20 protein-coding genes are annotated in these 17,827 nt (G+C 52.5%); 10 read left to right on the forward strand and 10 right to left on the reverse strand.

The window, feature by feature from the left end:
• Window position 1 precedes the first annotated feature (1 nt).
• Window positions 2–1,471, forward strand: coding sequence for a preprotein translocase subunit SecY (gene secY, locus DJ75_RS00605; protein ID WP_094521943.1), 1,470 nt, complete (start codon window positions 2–4; stop codon window positions 1,469–1,471).
• A 373-nt stretch (window positions 1,472–1,844) separates the two neighbouring features.
• Here secY and DJ75_RS00610 read toward each other — a convergent pair whose 3' ends face one another.
• From DJ75_RS00610 to rdfA, 4 genes are all read right to left on the reverse strand, one after another.
• Window positions 1,845–2,468: a hypothetical protein gene (locus DJ75_RS00610; protein ID WP_094521944.1), complete on the reverse strand. Its 624-nt coding sequence runs from the start codon at window positions 2,466–2,468 to the stop codon at window positions 1,845–1,847.
• A 536-nt stretch (window positions 2,469–3,004) separates the two neighbouring features.
• Complete coding sequence (locus DJ75_RS18435) at window positions 3,005–3,151, reverse strand: hypothetical protein (RefSeq protein ID WP_176451396.1); 147 nt, start codon at window positions 3,149–3,151, stop codon at window positions 3,005–3,007.
• Window positions 3,152–3,223: 72 nt separating this feature from the next.
• On the reverse strand, window positions 3,224–3,898 hold the full coding sequence (locus DJ75_RS00615; protein WP_094521945.1) for a ribonuclease H-like domain-containing protein: 675 nt from the start codon (window positions 3,896–3,898) through the stop codon (window positions 3,224–3,226).
• A gap of 13 nt (window positions 3,899–3,911) precedes the next feature.
• Window positions 3,912–4,580 carry a rod-determining factor RdfA gene (gene rdfA, locus DJ75_RS17970; RefSeq protein WP_141211938.1) on the reverse strand — a complete coding sequence of 223 codons (669 nt, stop codon included), beginning with the start codon at window positions 4,578–4,580 and terminating at the stop codon, window positions 3,912–3,914.
• Window positions 4,581–4,749: 169 nt separating this feature from the next.
• Between rdfA and DJ75_RS17975 the strand changes: the two genes are divergently transcribed.
• Window positions 4,750–4,977, forward strand: a complete 228-nt coding sequence (locus DJ75_RS17975) for a transcriptional regulator (RefSeq protein WP_141211939.1) — start codon at window positions 4,750–4,752, stop codon at window positions 4,975–4,977.
• 154 nt (window positions 4,978–5,131) lie between these two features.
• Here DJ75_RS17975 and DJ75_RS00620 read toward each other — a convergent pair whose 3' ends face one another.
• Window positions 5,132–5,329 carry a type II toxin-antitoxin system ParD family antitoxin gene (locus tag DJ75_RS00620; protein WP_094521989.1) on the reverse strand — a complete coding sequence of 66 codons (198 nt, stop codon included), beginning with the start codon at window positions 5,327–5,329 and terminating at the stop codon, window positions 5,132–5,134.
• Between the two features lie 246 nt (window positions 5,330–5,575).
• On the opposite strand from DJ75_RS00620, the gene DJ75_RS00625 reads away from it, so the two are divergent.
• Entirely contained in the window at window positions 5,576–5,905 is a 330-nt protein-coding gene (locus tag DJ75_RS00625; RefSeq protein ID WP_094521946.1) for a hypothetical protein, read from the forward strand.
• A 194-nt stretch (window positions 5,906–6,099) separates the two neighbouring features.
• Here DJ75_RS00625 and DJ75_RS00630 read toward each other — a convergent pair whose 3' ends face one another.
• Window positions 6,100–7,119 (reverse strand): restriction endonuclease, encoded by a 1,020-nt coding sequence (locus DJ75_RS00630; protein ID WP_094521947.1) that lies wholly within the window; start codon window positions 7,117–7,119, stop codon window positions 6,100–6,102.
• A 292-nt stretch (window positions 7,120–7,411) separates the two neighbouring features.
• On the opposite strand from DJ75_RS00630, the gene DJ75_RS00635 reads away from it, so the two are divergent.
• From DJ75_RS00635 to DJ75_RS00655, 5 genes are all read left to right on the forward strand, one after another.
• Entirely contained in the window at window positions 7,412–8,083 is a 672-nt protein-coding gene (locus DJ75_RS00635) for a rhomboid family intramembrane serine protease (RefSeq protein WP_094521948.1), read from the forward strand.
• A gap of 243 nt (window positions 8,084–8,326) precedes the next feature.
• Window positions 8,327–9,025, forward strand: a complete 699-nt coding sequence (locus tag DJ75_RS00640) for a hypothetical protein (protein WP_094521949.1) — start codon at window positions 8,327–8,329, stop codon at window positions 9,023–9,025.
• Window positions 9,025–9,282 (forward strand): hypothetical protein, encoded by a 258-nt coding sequence (locus DJ75_RS00645; protein ID WP_094521950.1) that lies wholly within the window; start codon window positions 9,025–9,027, stop codon window positions 9,280–9,282. Before DJ75_RS00640 ends, DJ75_RS00645 begins: the two co-directional genes overlap by 1 nt.
• A gap of 2 nt (window positions 9,283–9,284) precedes the next feature.
• Window positions 9,285–11,477 carry a type B DNA-directed DNA polymerase gene (locus DJ75_RS00650; RefSeq protein WP_094521951.1) on the forward strand — a complete coding sequence of 731 codons (2,193 nt, stop codon included), beginning with the start codon at window positions 9,285–9,287 and terminating at the stop codon, window positions 11,475–11,477.
• Between the two features lie 112 nt (window positions 11,478–11,589).
• Window positions 11,590–12,759, forward strand: a complete 1,170-nt coding sequence (locus DJ75_RS00655) for an HNH endonuclease (RefSeq protein ID WP_094521952.1) — start codon at window positions 11,590–11,592, stop codon at window positions 12,757–12,759.
• Between the two features lie 304 nt (window positions 12,760–13,063).
• Here the strand turns inward: DJ75_RS00655 and queC are convergent, their stop codons facing one another.
• The 3 genes from queC to DJ75_RS00670 form a co-directional block, all read right to left on the reverse strand.
• Window positions 13,064–13,753 carry a 7-cyano-7-deazaguanine synthase QueC gene (gene queC, locus DJ75_RS00660; protein ID WP_094521953.1) on the reverse strand — a complete coding sequence of 230 codons (690 nt, stop codon included), beginning with the start codon at window positions 13,751–13,753 and terminating at the stop codon, window positions 13,064–13,066.
• 111 nt (window positions 13,754–13,864) lie between these two features.
• Entirely contained in the window at window positions 13,865–14,641 is a 777-nt protein-coding gene (locus tag DJ75_RS00665) for a 7-carboxy-7-deazaguanine synthase QueE (protein WP_094521954.1), read from the reverse strand.
• Window positions 14,641–15,102 (reverse strand): 6-pyruvoyl tetrahydropterin synthase family protein, encoded by a 462-nt coding sequence (locus DJ75_RS00670; RefSeq protein ID WP_094521955.1) that lies wholly within the window; start codon window positions 15,100–15,102, stop codon window positions 14,641–14,643. Before DJ75_RS00670 ends, DJ75_RS00665 begins: the two co-directional genes overlap by 1 nt.
• 180 nt (window positions 15,103–15,282) lie before the next feature.
• On the opposite strand from DJ75_RS00670, the gene DJ75_RS00675 reads away from it, so the two are divergent.
• Window positions 15,283–15,942, forward strand: coding sequence for a queuosine precursor transporter (locus DJ75_RS00675; RefSeq protein WP_094521956.1), 660 nt, complete (start codon window positions 15,283–15,285; stop codon window positions 15,940–15,942).
• A 46-nt stretch (window positions 15,943–15,988) separates the two neighbouring features.
• On the opposite strand, the gene DJ75_RS17980 is transcribed toward DJ75_RS00675, so the two are convergent.
• Window positions 15,989–16,327, reverse strand: coding sequence for a hypothetical protein (locus tag DJ75_RS17980; RefSeq protein ID WP_141211940.1), 339 nt, complete (start codon window positions 16,325–16,327; stop codon window positions 15,989–15,991).
• 249 nt (window positions 16,328–16,576) lie between these two features.
• Here DJ75_RS17980 and DJ75_RS17985 point away from each other — a divergent pair, with 249 nt between their 5' ends.
• Window positions 16,577–17,545 (forward strand): hypothetical protein, encoded by a 969-nt coding sequence (locus DJ75_RS17985; RefSeq protein WP_141211941.1) that lies wholly within the window; start codon window positions 16,577–16,579, stop codon window positions 17,543–17,545.
• Window positions 17,546–17,827: the final 282 nt, after the last annotated feature.

A 17,827-nucleotide genomic window follows, 5' to 3' on the forward strand; every position in this document is an offset into this window, starting at 1 on the left:
CATGAGCTGGAAGGAGGCCGCCGAACCGGTGCTCTCTCGGATGCCCGTCGTGGAGCGACCGGCGGGTCACGTCCCGTTCAGACGGAAGCTCACGTGGACGGCCGGCATCCTGGTCGTCTACTTCTTCCTGACCAACATCAACCCGTTCGGGTTGGCCGTCGGTCAGGGGTCCGACTTCTTCGGGCAGTTCCGGTCGGTGCTCGCCGGCTCGTCCGGCTCGCTGTTGCAGGTCGGTATCGGACCGATCGTCACGGCGTCCATCGTCCTCCAGCTGTTGGGCGGTGCGAACCTGCTCGGCCTCGACACCGACGACCCGCGAGACCAGGTCCTGTACCAAGGCCTCCAGAAACTGCTGGTGATCATCGTGACGGCGCTGACGGCCGCGCCGATGGTGTTCACGGGGCAGTTCCTGCCCGCGGATCCGGCCGTCGGACAGGCGCTCGGCATCGGGACGTTCGGCGTTAAGTCGCTGATCTTCGCGCAGATCTTCGTCGGCGGCGTCCTCCTCCTGTTCATGGACGAGATCGTGAGCAAGTGGGGCGTCGGCTCCGGCGTCGGGCTGTTCATCATCGCGGCGGTGAGCCAACAGATCGTCGGCGGCTTCTTCAGCTTCTCCGCGCTCGGCGCGCGAGGCTTCTTCGCGAACTGGTTCGCGATCGCGACGGGCGGCACCCAGCTGGGGTCGCCGTTCACGTCGGCCGGGCTCGAGTCGCTGCTGTTCGAGCCGGGGAACATCCTCGCGCTGTTCACGACGGTGTTCATCTTCGGGATCGTCGTGTACGCGGAGTCGGTCCGCGTCGAGATCCCGCTGTCGCACGCCCGCGTGAAGGGCGCTCGCGGCCGCTTCCCGGTGAAGCTTATCTACGCGTCCGTGCTGCCGATGATCCTCGTCCGCGCGCTGCAGGCGAACATCCAGTTCGTCGGGCAGCTCCTCTCCTCGCAGTGGGCGGGGATGCCGGGGTGGCTCGGTGTGTACGGCGATCAGGGGCAGCCCACGTCCGGGCTGTTCTACTACCTGAACCCCATCCAGCAGCCGCAGCAGTGGATGTGGTTCCGCGGGACGGCGACCGGCGAACCGTGGATGATCGCGCTCCGGCTCGCGATCGACCTCACGTTCATGATCGTCGGCGGCGCGATATTCGCCATCTTCTGGGTCGAGACGACCGGGATGGGCCCGGAGGCGACCGCGAAGCAGATCCAGAACTCCGGGATGCAGATCCCCGGCTTCCGGCGGAACCCGCAGGTCGTCGAGAAGGTGATGGAGCGGTACATCCCGCAGGTGACCGTCATCGGGGGCGCCCTCGTCGGGTTCCTCGCCGTGATGGCGAACCTGCTCGGCACCATCGGCCAGGTCTCCGGCACCGGGCTGCTGCTCGCGGTCTCGATCACGTACAAGCTGTACGAGGAGATCGCCGAGGAGCAGCTGATGGAAATGCATCCGATGATGCGCCAGATGTTTGGAAACGAGTAACACGATGTGTACACACTCGGTCTGACGATCGAGTGCTTCCACGTCGGCTATTTTATTGGAGACTAGAGCCGGGAAGTGCTGACTAATCTCTCCCCGTGAGGCGGCCGCAGCGGCGCGCTCGCAAGGGCAGACACCCGCCACGGCCGATGAAGAAATATCTGTTTTCGCATGACTGATTAAGTGACGTACTCAAAACATTAGTCTGTGGAAAAGAAGCCAAGCTTACCGGCGTTCGCTGAGACTCGTCGCGCGCGCTGTGTGGGGGTTTCAAAAACCGGCGAGGGCAGCCCTCAACGCCACCGCTGCTTGAACGGACACTGGATTGTGACGGAGCGGACTGCCGACGGCTGTGACCGGTGATTGCGAGCTGCCGCTAGACTTTGGAACCGCACTCGGTGCAAGTTTGTGTCCCATCCGCCTTGACCTCGACGACCGTCGGGGTTGCACACCGTCCACACATTCTGACGGATTTGCCCAGCTCTTCGGCTAGCACCGTCCGGATCTTACCCAGCACCATTCCCCGATGCTCCCACTCCTGTGGCGAAAGCATACTTAACCTGTCTGCTAAGTCTCCTGTCTGTTCTTCGAGTTGGTCAAGCCGTTGTTCGATCTGATATTTTTGATAGCCGGGATTGTTGGTCATTGACTTTGCCCTCGAGATCTCCCGCCTCAGATGGTCGATATCTTCTGCGAGGGCCTCTATCTCGTCTTGGGAGTTTTGAACTCGGACAATCGTTTCCTCGTGCTCGTCGAGGTCTTCGGCGACGTGGCGCCCTTCTTCTGTGAGGCTAGCTAGGTTGGGCTTATTCCCGCCGTTGGGGTTCTGTCTTCCTTCTTCGAGGTCGATGAATCCCATTTCCTCCAATTGCTTGAAGGTGTAGTTGTACGCGTTCGACGTCACATCGGAGCTGCTCGCGAAGTCCGAGCTCGTGAGTTCGTCTTCCTCGAGGAGCGCGCGTAGGACCTCGCTACCCCTGACAGGTAGCTTGTTGCTCATATATGATTTCGAGCGTGGCCGCTAATAAACCTCAGCAGTGGGTGGGGGTGAATCGGGTCTGAATTTAGTAATACGAGGGATTTAGAGGGTTTGTTTTGACCGGGTCTTGCCATTCTGAGCGCGGTCAAAATTCTATTACGTCTTAGATATACCCGTGTATACCCTTGTGGGGTGGGGGGGCTGAAAAACCAGACAGGAAGATCCCCCTGTAGTCCCCGTGGGGGACTTGAGAGAGGAGTAGTTTTGACACATCCCCGTTTCTTGTATGAGTGTCAATTATGCGGACGCTGGGGGGTCCCCCCACCCCACGGTTTCCGCTGTCTACGGTGAACTGGTCTATGATCAATTTGAGGACGCACAGCAACAGACGCCACAGGATTCGGCCTAGTGATACCCTCTCCCCTGTAGTCCCCGTGGGGACAGCCGATACTGGTTAATTAGTCGCCCCTGAGGTGGTCGGCTATAACGCCTCGACGGGCGGCATTTATACGCCCGAAAATAGATGTCGTGTTTGACTCAGGTCCGGACCTAGGGGTTCACCAACAGCAAGATCGAGGAACGACAACGCCGACGCTGTCGACCCAGATGGCGACGACGACCGCCTCCAGATTGACTTCCTTCCGGATCTCTCTGATGAGGTGTTCCGCGAAGGTCAGGTCACCGTCATCCCGACCAATGAACATGTTTCCAGTTTTGAAGTTGAACGACCGGGATTAGATTCCGCTACCAACCCGTTAGTACGGCTGTTCTTTCGTTTACCTGTGCGACACAGGAGTTAGCGATTTCAATTTGAACTCCGACTTCGAGCAGTAGCGCTCAGCGAGAGTTGCGAGCGCATCTGTTCGAAGGACGTCCGAGACATTGTGCTTGAGGAGCGGTTCGATTCTCTGTTCCTCAAACGTGGTCACTGCCTCGCTGCTGTCCTCAAACGGGTCGAGTTCAGTCAATCCGTCACCGATCAGCATTTCATATACCGACTCGAGATCCGAAATTTTGCTGTCTTCCACCGTCGTGTTGAATCTCGAGTTGAATATTGGCATCAGATCAGCGTATGGTACGTCATAGAACGGCCACTGAACATCGTGCGTCGCGAATCGAGATCGCAGGAAGGGCAGATCAAACCCTCCTCGAAACGTCTCACCGTTGAACGCGACGAGAAGATACTCACGAGGCCCCAGTATTTCCGATCCGAACTCAATTATCGACTCAAGTAATGCGGACTCAGTTGTGTGCGTGCTGAGTTCGATCGATGTATCGAACGCGGTCTCTAATCTCTCCTCCACGGGACCTTTCGCGAGGGAAGAGTCCGCTGTATTGACGAATAGACGACAGCCGAGTGGGAGACTAAACCCGACGGTTGTCACAATCTCCGATCGTTCGAAACCTGTGGTCTCGATGTCGAACGAGACGGATGTGAGTGTGTCTGTCACTATTGGACACCTTTTATAGACAATTCGGACACGTCTGCAATTGAAGATATTTAACGGCACTCACGGTTGCTCCACAGTCTGGACAGACTACGCCAACTGTTGAGTCGATCTCGGGCTCTGCAGGTACTTCGTCACGCCGGTGGTGCCGTTCCAGTATATCGGATAACACTCGCCGGAGACGATGATGGAGCAGTTCGACGGTTTCTGCTGACTTACTGGGGCTTACGAATCGTTCCTGAGCAGTCGCACCATGGAAGTTTTTTAAATACAGACGAATCGTCTCGTACGTGACCATGTCGTTGAGGACTTCCTTCCCATCTACCCCGAGCAAGCGGAGTCGTTCCTGAGTTAGTTCCCGATCATTAGATTTGAGTCGCTGGATACAGTCATGATATTCCTCTTCTTTTACCTGAGCTCCTCGGGTGCTATGGTCGAGAACTTCGAGATTGAACTCCTCTTCGAGTTCACGGAGTGACCAGCGCCTTCCGGGACCCGTGTATTTTTGCTTGAGTTCTTGTCCGAGACCGTCGAGGTTGTATTTTCGTATGACACGACGTACTTTCGCGCCTTGCGAACTTGATGACTCCTTGTAATCTATCTCGGCGGTGTCGCCATCCAGAGTCTGTTGTTTGGGTTGCTGAGCTCCGTCACTGTCTTGTTGTAGGTCTTCTTCTGTCGGCATGGGGATTCGGTCCTCCCCGAAGGCCGGTGCTGTAACACCGGCCTGCTTATACCAGCTATAAGCAGGCGATACCTTCGGACATCCACTTGTTGATCAACAAGTGGGTTAAAGCTTTCGTCGCTGGACTCGTCTCCGATACACTAATTTGGGTTCAGGTTCACCTGCGCTCGTGACAGACGACCACCGAGACCCCGACACGGGTAAATTCTCGTCGAGGTTTACCGACGAGGAGTTGGTGGCGGCGATTGATGATCTGGAGCCTGTCGGAACTAGTAAAATTGCGGACTACTTTGATTGCTCTCAGCAGGCGGCATATCAACGTCTGAGTAACCTCGAAGAGGAAGGTAATATCACCAGTAAACTTGTCGGCGGGGCACGGGTTTGGATGACGAATTAATACTTGTTAGTAGGTGGAGATTCACTGTAACCATTGTCTTCGGCATCTGACTACTTAATCAAGAACTCCCTGACCCAAGCGAGGCAGTTGGAGCGATACGGTGAAGCGGCTCTCTCACGAGTTGCTGACCGTTTGCGTGTCGACGTAAAGGCAGTTAGTTCGTATTCCCGCCTTCAGTTTCTGCTGAGTCAACCCGTCCGTGCCGCTCGTCGATCTCATCAAGCATATCTAGTGTTTTACGGATCGACGCCCGGATAGCGTCACTCCGATTGACGAACTTCCCGTCGTCACCAACGTGGCTGTCGAGATCGTCAAGCAGTTCCTGTGGGATCTCAACGCTTACCTTCGGCATACGCTTGTATTCGCAGGGGAATATCTTCATAGTGTCGCATATCACACCCATATGTCCACGTATCCCTACATCACACCCGTCATAGCACTGCTGTAGTGGGATGAGTCTTATTGATCTGCAAGTTACGAGAGTTGTAGACGTTCTCCATACTCAATCGAATCTCATGATCTACATTCTGGAGTGACTCAAAAATATGTGTGTGGAACAATTTTATTCGGTGCCGGACACGACTTTCAACTACATCTTATGTCTGAAAGCGAAACTGAGCATCTCGACTACTATCCGTCGGGGTGGAATGAAGAGATCCATGACGAGTACTACATTGAGTGGGTAGCCGATGACGATCCCACAATTCTCGTCCGTCTTGACGGGACAATGGGCGATGGCGACTATTCTGTAACTCCGATCACCGGCGTGAATACCGATGGTGAGGAATTCGTGACAAGACCGGTATCCGGACTATCACGAACAGAAGCGTTCGAAGTAGCAGCGACACTGATCTACGCTATGAATGGGGTTATGGGACGCCTCCGCAGTGAGAAGGAGTTTACAGGCGACGCCAACAAAGAATCTTAATCTCAACGACATCGTTGAAAATTCGTTTCTGCAGACACATTCCGTTCGAAATAGTTGGTTACTGAAGAGTGCGTATTGACCGCTGAGAATTATACTAGCTCAGAGAGGTCTTCCAATATCCGTGCGAGATACAGAGCGCGAATGTTGCAGATATTCAAAACAACACTCATCATCAAACTAGACCATAGTAGCAACTATATTTCTATATCATATTCGTCAATCATCTCCACAAGTTGGGTGCCATCTATAATTTTGACATTTCTATTTTTTGCAACTTTCTCTGCTTCTGCTGTGAATTCGCTTGTCGTAACCACAACGACGGCATCTACAGTCTCTTCTCGGGCATGTAAGCCAGCATATCTCTGTATCTCGCTACTCCCAACTTTGTTGCTCGCAGAGTAACGTTTTGCTTGTATGTACTGAAGTTGCTGGAATGGGTCCTCTTTTTCAGCTTTTATATCAATACCTCTATCACCTGACTTATCTGTTACCTCTGTTTCCCAACCCTGTTGCTCCCATACTTTCGATACGATATGCTCAAACTCATGCTCATCTACTTCCTGCAAAATGAATAACTCAGTTCCCGATGTACCCTCGCCTGATTGAACTGATTTTTTTCTAGTTGTCGTTGATGATCTTGTAGAGACATCATCTTTCGGCGACGAAGATTTACCGATCTGTTGATCAATAAAATCAAATGCCTCTTTTTTATCCAACCCGGAATCAGCACTAAATTCTATATTATCGCCTTCTTCAGTATAGAAAATAAATGTGTAGGGTTTCATAGATGTTAATGAATCACCATCTTTCTCAATATTTTCAAGCGTGTGAAAAGGAACAAATTTGTGGAAGTCCCCATCTGACCTGCCTATAGCAAAATGAATGCCCTCATCTGTTACCCACATCGTATTTTGATTGCGTCTTTCTATGTCTGATTTCTTTATACTATTATCAATTGAAACTCCTATTCCCTCGTTATATATCAAGTAATGTGGTTGCTCACCTTGATCAAAGTAATCTATAATCGGCTGGTCTGCTAGAAAACCCCTTCTAGGCGCGGAACTGCCACTATTCTTTGTTGTTTTATTCTTTATAATATCAACTAATGAACTACTATCATCCGCTAAAGTAAACAGATCGTGCGATTCAATTTCTGTTCCGTGAGCATTCGCAACCAGCGATTCAGCTCTATTCTTCAACTCCTCAGAAGCCATACAGGATGTATTCAATAGAGTGGATAATTAATGTTCCTCTCGATGAAATTCACTTGGTTGAAATATATGTGGACACTTATATTGGTGATCATATAATTAGAGGAAGATACACAAGTTCTATGCTGACTACACCTTTGTATCGGTCACGTCGGTATTAACAGTCACTGAGTAGATAGAGGGGATACTGCTGGACAAAGGGCGCAAATCTTGTAGCAGCTCTCATCTCACTGAGAACAAGCTGGAATATTCGGTGTTTTATGATACACTATCTCTTCTCTTAGAACCGTTGACTATGGTCGAAGCCACAACACATCGTCCGCCCGGCCAAGCGATAGCAGGATTTATATTGTGGCTTGAACGCCGGAAATTCACTATTGAATTAGTATTGTTTCTCACTGCATGGTATGTTTTCCAGCTTTCCGTTGCTGATGCGTTCGGTATTGAGGTAGCAAAAAAATGGTTCTACTTCACGCCGGACTTGGGGATAGGATGGGTGACTGCTCCTTTTTCACACGATATGCGGGATGCTGGCCACTTGATCGGTAACTTGTTTAGTTTGCTGCTCGCTGGGTTCCTTGTCGAACCACACCTGAAAACGCGACAGTATTTGCTGGTGTTTTCCGGGATTTTGGCGTTCAGTACTCTTATTCCAGTGGTTGGCCTTATTTTGCTTGTAAATGGGGAATGGCTTGTAGCAGGAGCGAGTGGTGGAATTTACGGTTTGTGGGTGTTTGCGTCGATCTGTCGTTTTGATGTCGTAAAGAAGTGGCGTGCGTGGATTAATGTAGATGAGTGGGATGATTTACGGTATTGGTTTGAGTGTGCGATTGTATTGTTCGGGTTCACGCTGCCAATTATAGTGCCAATTGTAGATTTATACTCAGGTGGTTCGGCAAATAGTGTCTCTCATATATCAGGTATGGTTTTTGGCGGGGTTTTAGGATTGGAGTTGAGAAGCAAATAATTGAGGACTAGACATGGACCGCCACGTGTTGAGCAGCTATGCTGAATATATTCTCTGTATCTCGCAGGGTGTTCCAGACAGAGATAGACCATTTCTAGTCTGTAAGTCCTCTGTGTTGACCGCAACCAAATCAAATGTCGTCAGCGACTGAGTATTCCAACGGGCCATTGCGTGAGTACCACTTCCACTTCCACCGCCCATCCATGGCTCACCCATTTTACACATCTCCCCATCTTCGACACCATGCACACTCGTTCCCGACGACCGACCGCCGATCTCCCGGAGCTCGTGCCGGGCGTCACACTTGTCGACGTCGACGACGATCTCGGTGTCACACCCGTTCAAGCGCTCCTCCTCGATCGAGTGCTCAGTAGAGATGGCCCGGCGTTCTGGGTCGACGGCGCTAACAGGGCGAACACCACACGGCTCCGCGAACTTGCACCGGCCGATCGTATCCTCGACCGTATCGAGGTGGCGCGTGGATTCACGGCACATCAGCACACGTCGCTCCTCGATCGACTGGCTGGCCGACTGGACGAACAACTGTCACCGTCGGTTGTCGTTGCAACTGGACTCGACGGGATGTACCGGGCTGCCGATGTCAACGGCGAGATCGCGGAGCAGATGTTCATACGTGCGATCGCATCAGTTGCCCGTATCGCTCGTGTCCACGACGTACCGGTCGTCGTGACTCGGTGTCACGAGGACGGTTTCTCCCGGCCGTTGCGCCGTGCCGCTGCGACGCACCTCCAGTGCCGGGCAACAGCCTTCGGCCCCCGCTTCGAGGACGCAGCGAGCGATACGGAAACGCTTGTCTACCATACTGACGACGGCTGGATGCAGACGACACTTGCGTACTGGCGGGAGGTCCTTGAACACCGCGCGCGGATGCACGAAGCGTCGACGGTCGAACGCGCAATGGCCTCGCCGGGGGTGCAGTGATGGGTCGGACAAACCCGACATATCGGGATCAGCTGCGGGAGGTCGAAGAAGAGTGGGGCGAATTTCGCCGGCCCCTGCGTCGGGAGGATCAATTTCGATTCGACGACTTATTCGGATACGCCCGTAATCACGCGGACGCCGCTGGCAACCTCAACCACCCGAATCCGCTGGCACCGGTATGGATGGCAATCGCGCTCGAACAGGAACAGCGGATCGCTGAGTTGGAGACGCAGGTCGAAGCGCTTGGCAACGAGTAGTCGTGACTCTCACGCTAGATTATCTTGAGGATGGTCGTGTTGCCACGTGGGCGCTTACAACGGATGGAGTCGTTCGCACAATCCACGAGGACTATCGACCGACACTTTTCGTTGGAGACGAGGCAAGTGACCTCTATGGACAAGCCGGTGGTCCCGACCCGACACCATCACCTCGCGACGGACTCTCAGACGCACTAACCGATCTCCAGTCATTCCTCGATGGACAGGACGCGGTCGCCGAACTCGGTGTGGAGGCACACCGCCAGACATTCCGGACAGAAGCACGGCCACTCCTCCGCATCGACGCTACGTCGATCGAGGCTGTCCGGACGATAGCGAAGCGGATCCGCCAGTTCGCCAAGCCGGATGTATACACCTGCTACAACGTTGATTTCACGCGCCAACTACGATACTGTCTTGAAACAGACACGCCGGCCGGGCCCGACCGCTCGGTCCGTGATCTCCGGACGCTGCACCTCGAGTTCCCCAGTCATGAATCGGGGATTGAGTCGTTACCGCAACTCACTCTCGAGGACGAGCGGGTTGGGTCGTCACCACGCGAAGTTGTCGCGGGCGTCCAGCAGGCTATCGACAAGCGCGACCCGGACGTGCTGGTCATGTCGACCGCTGACCTCGTCCTATTACTGTTCGAGGCAGCCGACGCGTATGGCATCGATCTTGAACTCGGACGGCGACCGGGGTACACCAAACTCGCTAGCGAGTCTACATACACTTCGTACGGGAACGTCGGCCACTCGCCGGCCCGGTACACCGTGCCCGGGCGCGTCATCATCGATAGGTCGAACTCATTCTTCTATCACGAGTCGGGGCTGGATGGATGCCTTGATCTCGTTGCGCGCTCCGGGTTGCCGCTGGAAGAGCTCGGATGGGCGTCTATCGGCCGGGTGTTGACGGCCATGCAGACCCGAGAGGCCCGGAGCCGTGACGTGCTCGTTCCATGGCGGGCGTGGCGCCCGGAACTGTTCAAAACGGCATCGACGCTCGATGACGCAGATCGCGGTGGGACGACCTTCGCCCCCGACGTCGGCGTCCATGAGGACGTTCACGAACTCGACTTCGCGTCGTTGTACCCCAATATCATCCGGACGCGAAATATTTCGCCTGAGACCGTTCGATGCGGATGTTGTGATACCGACGATGTGCCGGGGCTCGAATACTCGATCTGCGAGGATGACGGGTATCTACCCGACGTGCTTGGGCCGCTTATCGACGCGCGGAGTAATATCAAAGACCAGATTCCAAATACCGACGGCGACGAGCGAAAGCGGTTGGAAGCTGCCTCTTCGGCTATTAAGTGGATCCTCGTGTCCTGCTTCGGGTATCAGGGATTCAGTAACGCCAAGTTCGGACGCATCGAGTGTCATGAAGCGATCAACGCTTACGCTCGCGACCTCCTCCTCGACGCAAAAGCTGCCCTCGAAGAAGCTGGGTGGCACGTCGTCCACGGGATCGTTGATTCGATCTGGGTGACACCCGTAGACGATCGCCAGCAGCGTCCGCTAGAAGAGGTTGCTGGGGAAATAACTGAAGCGGCCGGGATCGAGTTGGAGTACGAGTGCGCATTCGACTGGGTGGCGTTCTGTCCAGTGCGAAACTCGGAGTCGGGCGCGTTGACCCGGTACTTCGGGAAGCGACGTGGAGCAGAGTATCCAGAGGTTGGACTCGGCGACGCGATCAAGACGCGCGGCATCGAGGGACGACAGCGCTCAACGCCGGCGTGGGTTGAGAATGTCCAGAACGACGCACTCCGTGTGTTCGACGAGACACGGTCGCCGGAGGCGGTGTGTGACGTGCTTCGGCGACGGCTTCAGGAGTTGCGTGGGGGTGAGATCGCTCCCGACGAACTCGTCGTCGACAATCGCGTGTCGAAGGACGTCGACGACTACTCAATGGAGACACTCACTGTGGCCGCACTGAAACGGACGCAAATTGAGGGCGCCGGCGTGGAACCGGGGCAGACCGTCCGATACGTTGTCGTTGATGCAGACGCGCGCGGCGCCGCACGCGTCCGACTGGAGTTTGAGGATCTCGGACGCTATGATACCGAATGGTACGAAGACGCCGCCGTGCGCGCCGTCGAGAGCGTGCTCTCCCCTGTAGGGTGGCGCGAAGGGAAGATCAAGCAGTACCTCGCCGGCGCGCGCGACGAGACATTAGCGGGATATCGAAGATAAATAACGGAGATTCAGCTCTGTTGAAATCCTCAAGAACAGATAGGACGGCGTACGAGACACAGATTTCTATCCAGTGGAAAAACATATTAATTTGATGCGATAGGATGTCTATATGGGCGACGGTTGGTCACGGGACGAGTACCCCGATGACTGGGATTCACGTCGGAAAGCAGTATACGCTCGTGACGGACATACGTGTCAGAACTGCGGCGCAAAAGGTGGCCCATTCGGGAACAATGAACTGCACTGTCATCATATAATTCCAAAGAGTAAGGGCGGCTCTCACGCCAAGAGCAATCTCAAAACCCTCTGCCGTGACTGTCATAATAAGGTCCATGACCATCACATACCAAAGATGTCCGAAGTTTCGTCTGGCGGGAGTTCAGGCCCCACATCTAATCGAACGGTGAACACGCGTGCAAGTGCGAACTTACAGCGGATCGGCAGAAATATTGGATCATCTAATTCGATAATAGATGCTGGGACAGATATCAATAGTTCACAGCATCAAACTTCGGCACAGACTGGTACCTCAACAGAAACATCGAGTGCAGATAACAAGACGAATAACAGCCTCAAGACGCTCAAAAGGGAACTGAACCCGGACGACTACACTCCCAATTCACGGCCGTATGTCCGGTACTTTCGGTCATATATTACTGTTGTGGCCATCTACGAAACGCCGGAATACTATTTTGATGTTCAGTCGCTGATTGACATAGCAGAGGACTGGTATTACTACACCAAATCGTATCAGCAACTTCCACCGTCCCACGCCGTTCGGGATTTTGAGACGGAGCTTCAAAGCTTACAAACGACGTATTCGGATGTCGATGATGCGTATTCGGCGTTTATCGACAGAGCCAGCGAGCTTCCGGAAAAACCGGACGCATGTACGGACGCTGAACGGTTCCTCACTACGTTGGTCGTTGAGCTCAAACGGCTCCTCGCTCATGCCGAGGGAATAAAGACTGCAGATGATGTTGAGGAGCTACACCACCATTATGAGCAACTCATGTCGGTCGGGGAATCTTTAGAACTCTTGGACGCCGGAGAGATCGGCACAAAACTCGACTCAGCAATGCGTCAGCGAATGGATCCAGCGACCACACCGACCGATGTTGTTGAGGATGAAGCCACCCAGCCTACAACCAGCCAAGAGACGAGCACCACATCTGAATCAGTTCCCTACGGTCAAATAAAGCCATCTGATATGCATAGAGTGATTGTGTATCTGATAATTGTCCTATTTATTCTGATCCTGATTAGCCTGCTTATATGAGAGGGGCCACTCACCCGCTAGCGGTGGAATCAGATTGTCGACGTCAGACTAGTTTATAATCCTTGTAGGCAGGTATTATGGGAAGATATGGTGGAATCAGCTAACCGGGTTTGATAGTCTGCTTAGATCCAACAACCGGTTTTCAGTTATTTCTCCATACAAGATTCGTGTTCTGTATTCAGCACAGCTGCAAGAAAATGTTACTAATTTAGTATTTCAACAGAGCCAGAGATTCTTTTCCCGATCTCAATAGAACTTCCTCAACAATTGGGAACTGTTCTCCCTATATTGTCTGAATCGAATCTTACGAGAACTCTGGACGCTCTGCGTACGCGATCGGATCGCGTGATCCAGCGTTCCGGAACGCTTCGAGCCGGAACGCACACGCGTCGCACGTTCCACACGCTGGCTCATCGTCTCGGTAACACGACCACGTGATTTCGTACGGAACACCGAGTTCCAACCCACGTTCAGCGATTTCTGTCTTCGACCACTCGACGAACGGCGCCTTCAACTCGATATCCGTCTCGGGTTTCGTGCCGACATCGATTACGTTCTGAAAGGCGTCGAAAAAGGCGGGGCGACAATCGGGATACCCGGAGAAATCTTCCGAGTGCGCGCCGATAAACAGTGCCTCCGAGTCAGTCGCCTCCGCGTACGATGTCGCCATCGACAACAGATTCGCGTTTCGGAAGGGAACGTACGACGTCGGGATCTCGTCACTCTCAAGATCCGCATCAGCCACGTCCATCTCTTCGTCCGTCAGACTCGACGCACCGATTTGAGCGAGGTGCCCTGTTTCAATATGGAGGAAGTCAGCCGCATCGACCTCGTCAGCGAGTGCTTGTGCGCACTCGAACTCCTTGTCTTCCGTACGCTGCCCGTACGACGTGTGCAGGAAGTACGGCTCGTACCCCTGCTCCATCGCCTCGTAGACAGCCGTCGCACTATCCATCCCGCCAGACACCAGAATCACCGCGCTTTCGTTACTCATGTGTTGTCAGTCTCGCTAAAGCTGTGTTCACTCTGTTCACCGCACTGCGTGTAACGACTCCAACATGGTGTGGTCGTCGCGCTGCTTCGTCTGAGATGTTGGGTTCAGTTCTCATGTACCCGGTGCGTCATTCCACAGGTCCACGTGTAGCCGTGGCGTGTACCGATACCCGTGCTCCATCGCTAACTCGGCGACTTCACTCCGCGTCCCGTCGAGTTGCTCACGCGTCATCCCTTCGGGCATCAACAACACGTCATCGTCCGCTACGGCGGTCGCCGTTGCCGCCCGAACCCAATCGACCAAGTCCGTAATCTCAGGAAGGTCCGTCTCATCTGTCACGACAAACTTCAGTTGCGTCTCGTACGCGTCAACCATACGGGACAACGCGTCCATATCGATCCGGTTCTGCTCGTGTTTCTCCTCCCACTCCCCGTCACCCTTCGGGTCTCGATTTGGTGTCGGTGTACTGCTCGCGAGCTTCGGACTGATACTCGCAAGGTCGATCGGTGCATCCCGGTAGATCGTTCCGTTCGTTTCCACTGTCGTGTGGTATCCCTCTGCAGCCAGTTCCTCTAACAATTCTACCGACTGCTCGTGAATGAGCGGTTCCCCACCCGTGAGTACGACGTGGTTCGCCTGTTCGTGCGACCGTACTTCGTCTACGATCGAGTCGACGTCGCGCCACGCCCCGGTCGGCTCCCATGACGTGTGGTACGAATCACAGAACCAACACCGCAGATTACACCCTGAAGTCCGCACAAAGACAGAGGGGACGCCAGCAAGCGTTCCCTCGCCCTGCAACGAGTAGAACACCTCGTTGATCGGGAGCCCTTCACCAGCCGCGTCAGCATCCGTTGTGGGCTCCTCGACGTCACTTGCGACCGGCATTAGTAGGTCGCACAGAGCTCGCCGGTTTCGCTCACCGACACCGACACGTCCGAGACGGTGTCTGGGAACGCGTCGAGCATGCGTTGTTCGAGGAGGACGCTCATCACCTCTGCCGTCGGTGGGTGATCTAAGACGACGAGTGCGTCGCCATCTCCAGACGCCTCAAATGCATCGACGAGCGGGTCGCCTTCTTCGACGAGGAACCGGTGATCCCACGTATCGATGACGTCCGTGACATCGCCCTTGTCAACGACCCACCCTTCCTCGGTGAGTTCGCCGGTCACTTCGACGATGATCTCGTAGTTGTGGCCGTGTGGTCGCGAGCACTTCCCGTCGTGATGCAGGATTCGATGGCCCGAGCTGATCCGAATCGGGTTGTCTGCGCCGATTTGGAGTGTTCGTTGGCCTGCTTCCTGAAGCACATCTGCTTCGGACTCGTCTCTTGATATACTTCGGGCCATACTCGAAGAATATCCGGGGAATATATAAATATTGAGTTTCGATAGTCCCTCGATGGAACAGCACCAACACTCACGAGCGTCTCTCCGTCGACTCTCTCGTTGTCCACCGGTACCCACCCCAGCTGAGCCGCGACACAGCATCGTACGCAGTTGTACGTTCACAGACGGTGGTGATAGCTAATGGAGACTGAGGATACTCGCGCGATCTTCACCGCTGTGTTCGCCGGCTCAATTGTCCTCGCAAACGTCCTTGCAGCGAAACTCACGTGGATCGAACTGCCGGGACTTGGTGGTGTTGCCGTCCCTGCCGGGTTCGTTGCGTTCGGCGTCGCTTATCTTGCTTCAGATCTACTCGTTGAGTACCACGGGAAAAAATACGCTGCGACTGTGGTCAACGGAACTGTCGTCACGCTCGTCATCGCGTATGCGCTCGTGTTCCTCGCCATTTGGATGCCATCTGCACCGTTCTATAGTGGACAAGAAGCATTCGTATCCACTCTTGGAGGTTCCGCATCGATCATTCTTGCATCTGTTGTCGCACTCGCGCTTGCACAGCACCTTGACGTCCGCTTGTTCGCTGATCTGAAGAATCGTACCGCCGGCCGCCACCGCTGGCTTCGAAACTGCGGTTCTACAGCAGTCAGCCAAGGTGTCGATACAATAGTGTTCATTACGCTTGGATTCGCAATCTTCCCAGTTCTCGGCTTCGGTGGCGAACCAACATGGGGGTGGGCACTCGTGTCAATTGTCGTCGGACAGTATATTGTAAAATTGCTCGTAGCGCTTCTTGATACGCTCCCCTTCTACGCGGTTACTGAACTTGTGAAACAGCCTAATTAATAATAGATATATTAGATTGCACCCGAATTTATACACTCATCAAAAACTACATGATATTTCCAATTATTTGTAGCAGAAAACCAGTAAATAAAAGTACAAAACCTGTGAATCTATACTTGTTATTTATATACTCATTTACCGCGATTTCTACATCTCTAGCATCTATTGAAGTCAAATCTTGACCACTATCACCAATTAACACTACTCTCTTATCATCACGGTATTCAGCATCGTACAATTGAGCGGCATCCACTGTTGAAATACCCAATCCTTGCGTTTTTATCGCAGGCCACAACGATTTCAGTAACTCAGTCAGATCCTGTCTATTTCTGTCTCTGAATTTTTTCAAGTTTTTTTCATAATTCCTTAAGAATGGGGTGAACATAATCAACGTATCTCTAGCACTCTTTGGTAAGTCTGGTATCACTACGCATAATGCACCGAAAGCGTCAATGACCAGTCCAACAATAATTAATATGCTAGGATAATTCATCCTTTTGTAACACTGACACAGTAGTCCAGTGACTGATTAAACAAAATATTGGTTGTAATATTTGCGTACAGTGTCTCAAAACATATCATATTATATGAAAATCCGAATATATTTATGCGATGAAGAATAGCATGTCTGAGCATGAAAGATCCATCAATAAGCAATAGTCAACCTAACCATGCACTCTATGTGAATTCTCGAATCAGAAAAAACAGAGGATACGGTATATTTGATGAAGGCAATAAGTGCAGAGTTGAAATAGAAACGGGAAAATGCAGATCGAGAGAAGATACATCAAAAGCGAATACACTAGCCGTAAACTCAGGCCACATATTATTTAATGATGAAAAAATAAAATTTAACCCACAAAAAATTGATATCGATAGCGGTCATGACAAACATCCAAGAAAAGACGTAGTATATATTGAGAAAAAACCCAATAATCCACCTACCGCAAAGGTTTCAAAAGGTAAACCTGAACCAAAGGATCCAAATAATGCTACTCATGAAAATACAATACGTCCAACGCCGGATGCGTTTGCGGGAAAAGACGTTATTGTGTTAGCAGAAGTTTGGGTTAATAAAAGGGCTCAATCGATATCTGCAAATGATGTTCTAGATCGAAGAGTATCCTCCGAGGTAAACTATGGAAAAGTGCATACTGATGAGCTAGATGTAGGCTCTGGCCTAAATATCAATGGGAATACATATATACAGGAAGACGAAGTTGAACCGATTATGGTGATGAACGGATTGGGAGAAGATGCTGCTTCCACCACAGCCACTTCCTATACAGCAACCACGTTCAAGATACACTTAAAATGGGACAATTTACCTTCTGTAAATACTGTGTGTTCAGTATCTTTTCAAGCCTCTCCAGGAGCAAATGAAACTCTAAAACATAACGTAAAAAATATGCAGGATAGGGAATTGGTCAGTGGCACTGAGTACACTACGGGAAAATCTGAACCAGTTCATACTAATTGGGATGACTATAGTCCGACTACACATTCAGATCCAATCACTCTTACCTCACAAATAAAAACGAGCCACGGACAAAATGGATCAGAGATTAAAAATGCCGCGCTCTGGTTGGGTAAGAGAATATAATGCCTTGGTCTTATACACTCCGGTTATCGAGGTATGAGAAGGCTGGTCTGATTCAGTCTGATTGGAATTCAAATCTCAGTTCGGTAATCGCGCCGGATCTGGGGGGTGTGACAGTCTCTGGGAATGCCGCTGTGGTCATAACGGAAAATAGGGAACTAGATTTTGAATATATGGAAACACTAAATTATGTTATAAATATTCGAGAGTGGCAGGAAATTCCCCGACGTACGGATCCGCAATTTGATCCGCCAATTAAGTTACATCCAGAAGGGATTTATTTGA

This window comes from Halorubrum sp. Eb13 (assembly GCF_002252895.1).
Classification (GTDB): Archaea; Halobacteriota; Halobacteria; order Halobacteriales; family Haloferacaceae; genus Halorubrum.

Excerpts from the sequence above, each read along its gene's own strand:
- secY (WP_094521943.1), top strand. The coding sequence starts at position 2 with ATGAGCTGGAAGGAGGCCGCCGAACCGGTGCTCTCTCGGATGCCCGTC.
- DJ75_RS00610 (WP_094521944.1), bottom strand. The coding sequence starts at position 2,468 with ATGAGCAACAAGCTACCTGTCAGGGGTAGCGAGGTCCTACGCGCGCTC.
- DJ75_RS18435 (WP_176451396.1), bottom strand. The coding sequence starts at position 3,151 with ATGTTCATTGGTCGGGATGACGGTGACCTGACCTTCGCGGAACACCTC.
- rdfA (WP_141211938.1), bottom strand. The coding sequence starts at position 4,580 with ATGCCGACAGAAGAAGACCTACAACAAGACAGTGACGGAGCTCAGCAA.
- DJ75_RS00620 (WP_094521989.1), bottom strand. The coding sequence starts at position 5,329 with ATGCCGAAGGTAAGCGTTGAGATCCCACAGGAACTGCTTGACGATCTC.
- DJ75_RS00625 (WP_094521946.1), top strand. The coding sequence starts at position 5,576 with ATGTCTGAAAGCGAAACTGAGCATCTCGACTACTATCCGTCGGGGTGG.
- DJ75_RS00630 (WP_094521947.1), bottom strand. The coding sequence starts at position 7,119 with ATGGCTTCTGAGGAGTTGAAGAATAGAGCTGAATCGCTGGTTGCGAAT.
- DJ75_RS00635 (WP_094521948.1), top strand. The coding sequence starts at position 7,412 with ATGGTCGAAGCCACAACACATCGTCCGCCCGGCCAAGCGATAGCAGGA.
- DJ75_RS00640 (WP_094521949.1), top strand. The coding sequence starts at position 8,327 with ATGCACACTCGTTCCCGACGACCGACCGCCGATCTCCCGGAGCTCGTG.
- DJ75_RS00645 (WP_094521950.1), top strand. The coding sequence starts at position 9,025 with ATGGGTCGGACAAACCCGACATATCGGGATCAGCTGCGGGAGGTCGAA.
- DJ75_RS00655 (WP_094521952.1), top strand. The coding sequence starts at position 11,590 with ATGGGCGACGGTTGGTCACGGGACGAGTACCCCGATGACTGGGATTCA.
- queC (WP_094521953.1), bottom strand. The coding sequence starts at position 13,753 with ATGAGTAACGAAAGCGCGGTGATTCTGGTGTCTGGCGGGATGGATAGT.
- DJ75_RS00665 (WP_094521954.1), bottom strand. The coding sequence starts at position 14,641 with ATGCCGGTCGCAAGTGACGTCGAGGAGCCCACAACGGATGCTGACGCG.
- DJ75_RS00670 (WP_094521955.1), bottom strand. The coding sequence starts at position 15,102 with ATGGCCCGAAGTATATCAAGAGACGAGTCCGAAGCAGATGTGCTTCAG.
- DJ75_RS00675 (WP_094521956.1), top strand. The coding sequence starts at position 15,283 with ATGGAGACTGAGGATACTCGCGCGATCTTCACCGCTGTGTTCGCCGGC.
- DJ75_RS17980 (WP_141211940.1), bottom strand. The coding sequence starts at position 16,327 with ATGTTCACCCCATTCTTAAGGAATTATGAAAAAAACTTGAAAAAATTC.
- DJ75_RS17985 (WP_141211941.1), top strand. The coding sequence starts at position 16,577 with ATGAAAGATCCATCAATAAGCAATAGTCAACCTAACCATGCACTCTAT.